Here is a 9804-nt window from a genome sequence, read left to right as displayed (position 1 = left end):
CAGGGTGTTCTGCTTACCTTTCACCTCCGACTTCAACGCCCCGAACTTCGGCGACGCCGCCGCCGGCGGCCGCGACAACCGCTGCACCGGCACCGGCGGCCCGGCGTCCGTCGCCGGCACGGCGGGCGCGGACGCGGACGCGGGCGGCCGTGACAGGCGTTGCACCGGAGCCGGCGGCGCGGCCGCGGTGACCGGAGCGGGCTGGTGAACGCCGGCCGGAGCCGTTGTCGTGGCAGAGTCCTCAGGTGGGGCGGCGGCTTCGGGCCCGACCAGACGCTGGACCGGTGCGACGGCGTCGTGCTCCCCGGCCGGATCGGCGGGATGGACCAGGCCCTCGGACTCGATCACCGGGGCAGCCGGCGCCTGAGCGGTCGCGCGCCGCTGAGCGATCATGCCCGCCAGCGCCCGGTTACCCGCGGCGGACTGGATACGTTGGGCCGTACCCACGGTGAAGGGCCGCGCTGCCGGCGCGCGGCGCGCGGCGGCCGGCGCCTCGGGCGCTCGCTCCTCGCTCGGAACCGGTGTGAGCGGCGTGCGGCGTTCCGGGTCCCGGTCCTCGGTCGATGCCTTCGCCATCCGTCCCCCCGTGAGCTGGACGAACACCGATCGTGGCCCGCGCCAGGGTGAAGAATCACTGCCAACCGAACCAATCTGAGGGCATTCGACCTTGCCCGAAAGGGCAACGATCAAAAGCTGTCGTGACTCGGGTCAGCGGCGCCCGTGAGCCGAAACGCGGCCACCACGGCGGCCGGGGTCAGGGGTGGGCTGTGCCGAGGACGCCGATCAGGGCTGTCGCGACGCGAGCCGGGCGGTCGGTGATTCGCTGGGCCTCGGCGGTCAGCAGGGTCAGGTGGAGGATCGCGCCTGTGCGGCCGGCCCGTCGTGCGGCGGTTACCCGGGCGGTGAGGGCTGTGGCCACGGGCTGGGTTATGCGGGCGGCGCTGCGCTGCGCGGAGACGCCCACCCGGACGTAGCCCTCGCGGATCAGATGCTCGTGCGTCTGGAGCCAGTCGACCTCCTGGTCCCACTGGTTGGAGACGTTGTTCCACTCGGCGATCACCGTGCCGTTGAACCTGTTCGGCGCGACCGGGCGGCGGACGACGAGCCGCATGGCGTACGGGTTGCCGGTGTCGATCACGGTCCCGTCCGCGGCGTAGCGGGTCGCCTCGCCGGCGAGGAAGAACTCCTGCTCGACGTAGCCGGCCCGGGCCAGGTCGACGTCGGTGGCGAGGAAGGGGTAGCCGCGCGCGGGGACGAAAGTCGCCTATGGCCGTCCATCGAGGAACATCCGCAACCTGGTCATGGTGGACGCGTCGTCGCCCGGCACCCGGCCGTTGATCGCCCGGCACACCCAGCCCAGGCGCATCGCGATATCGGCCGCCGGGACCAGGTCATCGCCGCCGAACGGCTTCAGGTAGGCGGCCAGGAACGGCGCGGTGTCGACCGAGTTCTCCATGTCGTCGAGCCCCCACGCCAGGCCACCCTGGATGGTCACCGCCATCGAGAAGAACGGGTGGGACACGCACGCGTCACCCCAGTCCAGCACGAGGTGGCGGCCGTCCCGCACGAACACCTGACCGTCGTGCAGGTCATCGTGTTGCAACAGTTCCGGGATCCCGTACGCGTCGAGCTCGGCACAAAGCGCCTCCACCACCGGCAGCGCATCGTGGAACCGCGGCTCCGCACCCACCTCGTCGACCAGCTTCACGTAGGCGGCCGGCAACGTCGCGAGGCGCATGTCCGGCACACCGGCGGCGAGCAGATCGTCGACCTCACCGGTCAGATCAAGCTGCACCGACGCGTACCGTGACAACACATCCAGCCACCGATCGAGACTGCCCTCCCGGCCGCTGACGCTCCGCAACGACTCCCCCGCGTCCGCCATCAGCATCCACCCGGCCGCGACATCCGCCCCGATCAGCGGCGGAACCACATCGGGCCGGCGCGAGCTGACCCGCTCGACAATGACCACCTCATGTCGCAGCGACTCGTCGTTGGCCTTGAACCAGACATCCCCACCGGAGGTCGGCACCCGCATGACGGTCGACCAGGGCCGGACGTGCGGTTGCTCGATCTCGCCGGTGCGCTCGACCCGCTCGTCGATCCAGTCCTGAGCCCGCCCCAGCCATGCCGCATCCCGCCAACGCCCCGCATCCACGGCAGCACTCTAAGCGCCTCGCCCCGCCGCACCCACCGATTTCCCCCAGCCCAGCCGAGTCGACCTTGACTCCCGCCGGGGCGTCCCCCGCGCACCGCCACCTCCCCCACCCAGGCACTGGGTGGGCGCAAAAGTAGCGGCCGGGTACGACACATTCGGGCGGCTGTCCACCGGCAGGTGAGCCCGGCACAACCGCCATACGCGCAGCGGCGAAAGCCCCTACCAGGGCGCGAAGGCGTTGGCCGCCGGCGGCGCAAGGGTCGGGCAATGGCGCTTGATCACCGTGCTCATCGTGTTCTGCTCGACCCAGTCCAGGCCGAACTGGGTGTAGATCTCGGGACGGTAGTCGACCGTGAGGAAGCGGTCGCTCTGGAGGCGGCGGGACGCCATCAGGATGAAGACCCGGAACGCCGTGTCGGAGAAGCCGAAACCGGCCGGCGGGGTCTCCGCGAACATGCCGACCATCGTGTCGACCTCGTCGATGGTGCGGTAGACGCCGCGCAGGCGACGAACCGTGTCCGGGTTGGCGCTGAGGTCTTCCCAGCGGGTGATGCGCGGCATGTGCAGGCCGGCCCGGAAGTCGTTGTAGCGCGGGACCCCGCGGCGCCGGGAGCGGACCAGGTCGACCACCGACAGGTCGATCAGCTCGCCCTCGCGTTCGAGGTTCATCAGCGTACGCGGATAGTTGTGCAAGGTGATCGCGCCGGGGTGGGCGGTGCCGAACGAGTGCAGCACGTTCGTCAGGCCGATGGCCCGCAGCTCGTCGTCGGCCTTGGCGCCCAGCAGGTCGGCGAGGCCACGGGGGCCGGCCGCCCCGAACGAGAAGTCGTCCGGCAGCAGCGGGTGCATGCGGTAGACGGTGACGAAGTCCTCGGTCAGCGAGTACGGCGCCGCGTGATGGTCGGGTGTGGTGTGCGGGATCCCGTGCAGGGCGTGCACATCGGTGAGCCATACCCCGAACCGGGTCAGCCATTCGGAGGAGGAGGACGGGACGCCGCTCCAGTTGATGTTCATGCCCTTGTACAGGGTGTCGGTGGCCAGGATGGCCGGCGTCCACTCCACCGTGTGGATCTTGGCGATCAGGGCGGCCACGATCAGGCGCGCGGTCTGGTAGATCCGCTCCTCGTCCCAGCCGGGGTTGCGGGCCAGCAGTTCGTCGCACAGCACGTTGTGCTCCCGCGCGAACAGGGTGTGCAGGCTGCCCAGGCCCGTCCACCACGCCTCGTTGAACCCGGTCACCTCGGCGCCGCTGACGTCCGTCGGCAGGTAGCCGGCGGACGTGAGCCGCAGCTTCGCCCCGTCCCGCAGAGCCTGGGCCGCCGCGATGGAGGTGCCGTACACCTCGGAGCCGTCCCACCAGTGTGAGGCGACGTTGGCGAACGCCCCGTTGGGCAGCGCGATGTTCCCGCCGATCCGCATCGTCGGTTCGAGCGGCCCGCCCGGCGTGTTGGCCCAGCCAGGAAGAGAAGAGGGCAACGGCACGTGTACGTCGTCCACGCCGAGCTTGTGCCGCCGGTGCACCACCCAGTCGTGCACCTGGAACTGGATCCACGTGGCGGCCAGGATGTTCAGCGACGTCGCGGGGATGAACTCCTCGCGCCGCAGCAGCTCGCGGCTGACCGTGATCGGGTTGGGCGTGTCGTGCCGGTCGGTGCGCGGGTCGGCCGGCATGTTGCGCCCGAAGGCGGCGCCGACCGCGCCCATCCGCGGGTCCGACAGGTCGTTCGAGCTGCCGTCGTGGGTGCGGAAGGCGCGCTCGGCGTCGGTCGGCCCGGGCGGCACCTTGCGTACGCGCGGAGGCGCCTCAGGTGCCTCGGTGTCGATCAGGTTGTCCCGGCGCAGCACGTCCCGGAACGCCGACAGGTTGAGCAGCGCCAGTGGCCCCGGCACCCGGTGCCAGGGGACGAACCGGTTGACGACGCCGAAGATCCGCCCGAACAGGCCGGCGAAGACGGTGTTACGGAGCGGCACGTCGGTGACGAACCGTTCCCGGTTGCGGTGCGCGGCGCTCGCGTCGTAGACGAACCGGCGCAGCCGGTTGAGGTTGCCGAGCGGCCGGAACTCCTCGGTCGTGTTCCAGGGATTGAAACTTGGGTTCACCGCCGATGGTCGCGTACCCCGCGGGATGGTCAGCACCGCGACAACCTCGGGCGGCGCCGACGGAGCGCTCCAGTCGACCGATCCGTCCTCGATGGGCGTGGATTTCGGGTCGCGGAACCGTTGCACGCACAGTTCGAAGCGAACGTTCCCACCGGCGAGGCGGCGCACCATTTCGGCGGTGAGGAAGTCGGGGTCGTCAGAGGGCGGAGCGGGCGCCGGCGCTGTGTCCGCGACCGGCCGCAGCAGATACAGCACGGCGTTGTCACCCCAGCGGATCGGCGTGGGGGTCGCATATGTCAGAGCTGTCACGCTGGAAATCTTTACCCGGGATCGCAGGATGCTCCTGAGCATATGGATGGCCGCGCGGGGTCCGACGACGAACGGGAGCCGAAGTGTGCTCAGCACGCGTGACAATCCGGTGCCCGCGGTGAAGGCAGCGAAGGGTGCGAATTCCTTGGCGTTGCGGGCGCCGACCCGCCCGCTGGTCATCGTGAGGTCGTGCTGCTCGTCCGAAGAGACCGTGATGCGCATGGCGACGCCACGCATGTCGGCGGAGCGGTCGTCGCGAAGCCGGCCCTCGGAGTTACTGAACCGGACCATGGCCGGGTAGGTCGCGCCCGGCTGGGCAAATCCGACGCGCAGGTCGGGGGCCAGATCGTCGGCGAACCGTAGTGAGGCCTCCTCGGTGACGAACGTGCCCTTGGCCTGAAATCCTCGCAGGATCGGGCCGCCGGCCGCGTTCTTCACCTGAACCCGCAAGATCTTCCGAACGATCTGTTCGAACAGCGCGTGCTCGGCCTCGGGTGAACCGTCCAGATAGGTCTCAGTCCACGGTGTCGTCATCGGTTGTGCCTCCTGAACCGCCCGCGAACCCGCCGCTGCGGGTCGTCGATCACAAGCGACAACGGGCAGCGGCAGGTCCCGGTTCAGAAAACCGACTTATCAGGCCGGACGAAGGGTCGCCCAGCCCTCATCCCGTGTCCGTGCGGCCGCGAGCAGACCCGCGACGGTTGACGCGTTGGTGATCTCGCCCCGCAGAATCATCGCCACCGCCTCGTCCAGGTCGAACCAGGCGATCTCCAGATCGGCTTCCTCGTCCTGCCGCTCGTGCCGCTCGGCCAGCGGCACCGGGGTCAGCTCGCGGGCCAGGTAGATCCGGATCGTCTCGTTGCTGAACCCGGGCGACGTCTGCAGGTCGAGCAGCAGGTCGTAGCGGGCGGCCGTGTAGTCGGTCTCCTCGGCCAGCTCGCGCCGGGCGGTCGGCAGCGGGTCTTCGCCCGGCACGTCGCGCAGCCCGGCCGGGATCTCCCAGAGCCGCTCCTGGACCGGATGACGGTATTGCCGGATCAGCACGACCCGGTCGACGTCGTCGAGGGCCACCACCCCGACCGCGCCCTTGTTCTGCACCACGTCGCGGGTGGCCGTCTCGCCGCTGGACATGGTGATCCGGTCGGAGAAGACGGTGAAGATCGGGCCGGCGTACCGCTCGGTGCGGTCCAGCGTCCTGTGCTCGAAGGTGGTCACGAGGCGGCGACCGGCTCGGACGCGGCCGGCACGGCCCCGGCCTCGGCCAGCGGGCCGACCGGCAGTTCGTCGGCCGCCGCGTACTCCACCGACGCCTTGACGAACGCGGCGAACAGCGGGTGGGCCCGGGTCGGCCGGCTCTTCAGCTCGGGGTGGGCCTGGGTGGCCACGAAGAACGGGTGGGTCTCGCGGTCGAGCTCGATGAACTCGACCAGGCGCCCGTCCGGCGAGGTGCCCGAGAACCGCAGGCCGGCCTTACCGAGCTGGTCGCGGAAGTCGTTGTTGACCTCGTAGCGGTGCCGGTGGCGCTCGGAGATCTCGGTGCTCTCGTACGCCTCGGCGACGATCGAACCCTCGGTCAGGGCCGCCGGGTACGCCCCCAGCCGCATCGTGCCGCCCAGGTCGCCCTTGCCGGCCACGATGTCCTGCTGGTCGGCCATCGTCGAGATCACCGGGTTCGGGGTGGACTCGTCGAACTCCAGCGAGTTGGCGCCGGCCAGCCCGGCCAGGTTGCGGGCGGCGTCGATGGTCATGCACTGCAGGCCGAGGCACAGGCCCAGGATCGGGATGCGGTTCTCCCGGGCGTACCGCGAAGTGTTGATCTTGCCCTCGATGCCGCGGATGCCGAAGCCGCCGGGGATCACGATGCCGTCCACGCCCTTGAGCGCGGCGGCGGCGCCGGCCTGGGTGTCGCAGTCGTCGCTGGGCACCCAGCGCAGCTGCACCTTGGCCATGTTGGCGAAGCCGGCCGCGCGGATCGCCTCGCTCACCGACAGGTAGGCGTCGGGCAGGTCGACGTACTTGCCGACCAGGGCGACGGTGATCGTGCGGCGCGGGTGGTGCACGCGCTGGAGCAGGTCGTCCCAGCTGGACCAGTCGACGTCGCGGAACGACAGGCCGAGCCGGCGGACAACGTACGCGTCGAGGCCCTCGCGGTGCAACACCTTGGGGATGTCGTAGATGCTCGGCGCGTCCGGGCAGGCCACCACGGCCTCGCGGTCGACGTCGCAGTACAGCGACAGCTTGTGCTTGAGCTTCTCGGGGATCTCGCGGTCGCTGCGGCAGACCAGCGCGTCCGGCTGGATACCGATGTTGCGCAGGGTGGCCACCGAGTGTTGGGTCGGCTTGGTCTTCAGCTCGCCCGACGGCGCCAGGTAGGGCACCAGCGAGACGTGCAGGTAGAAGACGTGGTCGCGGCCGATCTCGTGGCGCACCTGGCGGATCGCCTCGAGGAACGGCAGCGACTCCATGTCGCCGACGGTCCCGCCGACCTCGGTGATGACCACGTCGGGGGTACGCCCGAACTCATCCGGGTCGGCCATCGCGAAGATGCGCTCTTTGATCTCGTTCGTCACGTGCGGGATGACCTGCACCGTGTCGCCCAGGTATTCGCCGCGCCGCTCCTTGGCGATGACGGCCGAGTAGATCTGGCCGGTCGTGACGTTCGCCTTCTGCGACAGCGACCGGTCGAGGAACCGTTCGTAATGCCCGACGTCCAGGTCGGTCTCGGCGCCGTCCTCGGTGACGAACACCTCACCGTGCTGGAACGGGTTCATCGTGCCCGGGTCGACGTTCAGGTAGGGGTCAAGCTTCTGCATCACGACCCGGAGCCCGCGCGCGGTCAGAAGGTTGCCGAGGCTGGAGGCGGTGAGGCCCTTACCCAGCGAGGAGGCGACGCCCCCGGTGACGAAGATGTGTCGGGTGTCGCGCGCTGTGACGGCCAAAGCCAGCTCCCGTGGTCGGTCCTACAGGGTCTTGCGAACCGGCGCTATGGGCGCCATCCACGGGACTCCACGGTAACACCTTCGCCGTCGGACGCACGTTCCGGCTGGTCCTCCCGCGTGTCCCCGACATCTCGGGCAATACCCGGCCCACCTGGGCCATCGCTCTCACCCTCGGGCCGGGTCCGATCCGCTGCGTGATCGAGCACTCGCAGAGCGGTCAACACCGCGACGGGTACGGCCACCGCCGCGGCCGCCCCGGCCACGGTGAGCGCCGTCCCGCCCAGCGGCCCGGCGATCAGCGCCGCCACGGTCGTGCCCGCGCCCGCCGCCCGCAACGCCGGGTGCAGCCCGAACAGCCGGTTGAGCCCGCCCCACGGGGAGAACTGGCAGAACGCGAGCATCAGCACGCCGATGATGGCGAGCACGGTCAGCGGACTGTCCACCAGGGACAGGCCGTTGGCCGAGGCCGCCCGCTGCAGCGACGGGCCGGCCGTGCCGTCGGCCAGCGCGGTCAGCACCCGGCCCAGGCTGCCCTGCTCGGCCGGCGGCCGGCGCAGGTCGAGCACGGCGAACCCGATCGTGACGCCCAGCCCGGCCATGGCCGCCCAGGCGAAGCGCGGGAAGGTCAGCCAGCCGCCGGCGCTGACCGCCGCGGCCACGCACACCCCGGCCGTCACCGCGATCGCGCCGGCCGGGTCCGCGCCCAGGTACGGGCTGCCGACCATGACCACCGCGATCCCGCCGATCAGCACCATCACCACCGGCCGCCACGGCTTGCGGATGTACTGGGCCAGGCAGCCGGCCACCACCAGCATGCCGGTGACGAACACGCCGAGGCCGACGCTGCCGACGCCGGCGTACCGGCCGCCCGCCGCCGCCGAATAGCCGGCCACGCCGTTGAGCTGGAGCTGCGCGCCGGTCAGCAGGTCGGCGCCGACCACCACGGCGCCGATCAGGGCGACCGCGCCGATCGGCCAGAGGGTACGGGGATAGCGCGGCGCCACCCGCACCGCGACCGTGCCGACGGCGGTCAGCAGCAGCGTGACGGCGGCGAAGACCAGGCTGGGCCGGCCCGCCCGCCACCACGGCGCCGCGTCGGCGAGCAGCGCGGCCGGCACCGCCAGGGCCACCGCGATCAGCGCCACCTCCAGCGCGCCGAGCAGGATCCGGGACGGCGCCGCCGGGCCGCGCGGACCGGCGTGCCGGCGGGCGCGCACCATCAGCGGCACAGCGGCCAGGAACAGCAGCAGGTCGGCCGCGGCCAGGGCGGTGAAGAACTCGTCGGCCACCCCGCGCTGGGCGGTCGCGCGGCGGTCGGCGTCGTGGTCGCCACGCACCGCGTCCTCGAGCCCGGCCGGGCGGCCCGGCACGGTCGTCGCCGACCGGCCGGTGAACAGGCCGTGCGGCTCCTGACGGCCGAGGGCGGTCAGCACGGTCGGCGCCAGGTCGACCAGTTGCAGGTAACCCTCGCGGCCGGTGCCGGCCGAGGTGAGCCAGCCGCCGTCCCAGCCCTCGCCCTCGGCCATCGCCACGTGCAGGCGGGACGTGCTGGACGTGCCGCCCACGCCGGCCACCACGATCAGCGACCGATCGGGCCGGCCGGCGACCACCCGGGCCAGCAGGGCGTCGGCCCGGGCCACGGCGGCCCGGCGCTGTTCACCGGCCCCGGCCACGGTGCCGAGGTCGACGATGCTGAGCACACACGAGGACAGCAGGGCCTTGGCGTCGGCGGGCAGCTCGGCCTCGTACCGGTCCACCCGGCCGAACGGGCGGGCCGCCGCGATCGCCGCGCCCGGGCCGACCGCGACCGTGCAGCGCACCGACTCGGCCAGCGCGCCGGGCACCGCGCCGTACGGCATCGTCTGGTTGTTCTGCACGATCCCGCGTTGCTGCTCGAGGTTCGCGCCCAGGTTGTCCGGCTCGGTCAGGGCGGGGGCCAGCGGCGGGCACTGGCCCGGCACGCGGTCGGTGCTCCAGGCGGCGTAGTTGCCGGCGCCCAGGGTCAGCCAGCCGTCGGCCGGGCAGGTCACCCGGTGCCCGGATCGCACCGACAGCCAGCCCACCGAGCCCTTGCTCGCCTCGGCCCAGAGCGTCGGGGTCAGCCGCGGGTCGAGGTCGTCCCAGCGCAGGCCGGCGGCGCCGGCCACCACCACGTAGTCCAGGGGCTGCTTGGCCGGGCCGGGCGCCGGGCGTACGGCCAGCGCGCCCACCCCGGCGGCGGCCGCGAGCAGCACCAGCACGTACGGCAGCCAGCCCCGGATCCGCCGCACCGGGAGCCCGCGCCGGCGCAGCCGCCGC

At 71.8% G+C, this 9804-nt stretch carries 5 protein-coding genes and 2 pseudogenes; all 7 read right to left on the bottom strand.

The window, feature by feature from the left end; all coding sequences use genetic code 11:
* Positions 1-576: pseudogene (locus tag AB0M54_RS46325) on the bottom strand (hypothetical protein); the annotation flags it as partial.
* A 178-nt stretch (positions 577-754) separates the two neighbouring features.
* Positions 755-1219 (bottom strand): annotated as a pseudogene (locus tag AB0M54_RS46320) (alpha/beta hydrolase domain-containing protein); the annotation flags it as partial.
* 45 nt (positions 1220-1264) lie between these two features.
* Positions 1265-2158, bottom strand: a complete 894-nt coding sequence (locus AB0M54_RS46315; RefSeq protein WP_364479439.1) for a phosphotransferase — start codon at positions 2156-2158, stop codon at positions 1265-1267.
* Between the two features lie 219 nt (positions 2159-2377).
* Complete coding sequence (locus AB0M54_RS46310) at positions 2378-5101, bottom strand: peroxidase family protein (protein WP_364479436.1); 2724 nt, start codon at positions 5099-5101, stop codon at positions 2378-2380.
* Between the two features lie 99 nt (positions 5102-5200).
* Positions 5201-5782: an NUDIX hydrolase gene (locus AB0M54_RS46305; protein ID WP_364334045.1), complete on the bottom strand. Its 582-nt coding sequence runs from the start codon at positions 5780-5782 to the stop codon at positions 5201-5203.
* Positions 5779-7506, bottom strand: a complete 1728-nt coding sequence (locus AB0M54_RS46300) for a CTP synthase (protein WP_364334042.1) — start codon at positions 7504-7506, stop codon at positions 5779-5781. The genes AB0M54_RS46305 and AB0M54_RS46300 overlap by 4 nt, the downstream gene beginning before the upstream one ends.
* A 44-nt stretch (positions 7507-7550) precedes the next feature.
* Entirely contained in the window at positions 7551-9776 is a 2226-nt protein-coding gene (locus AB0M54_RS46295; protein ID WP_364479442.1) for a hypothetical protein, read from the bottom strand.
* Positions 9777-9804: the final 28 nt, after the last annotated feature.

It is taken from the genome of Actinoplanes sp. NPDC051470 (genome assembly GCF_040682035.1).
Lineage (GTDB): Bacteria > Actinomycetota > Actinomycetes > Mycobacteriales > Micromonosporaceae > Actinoplanes.
This window is presented reverse-complemented; position numbering and strand designations above follow the sequence as displayed.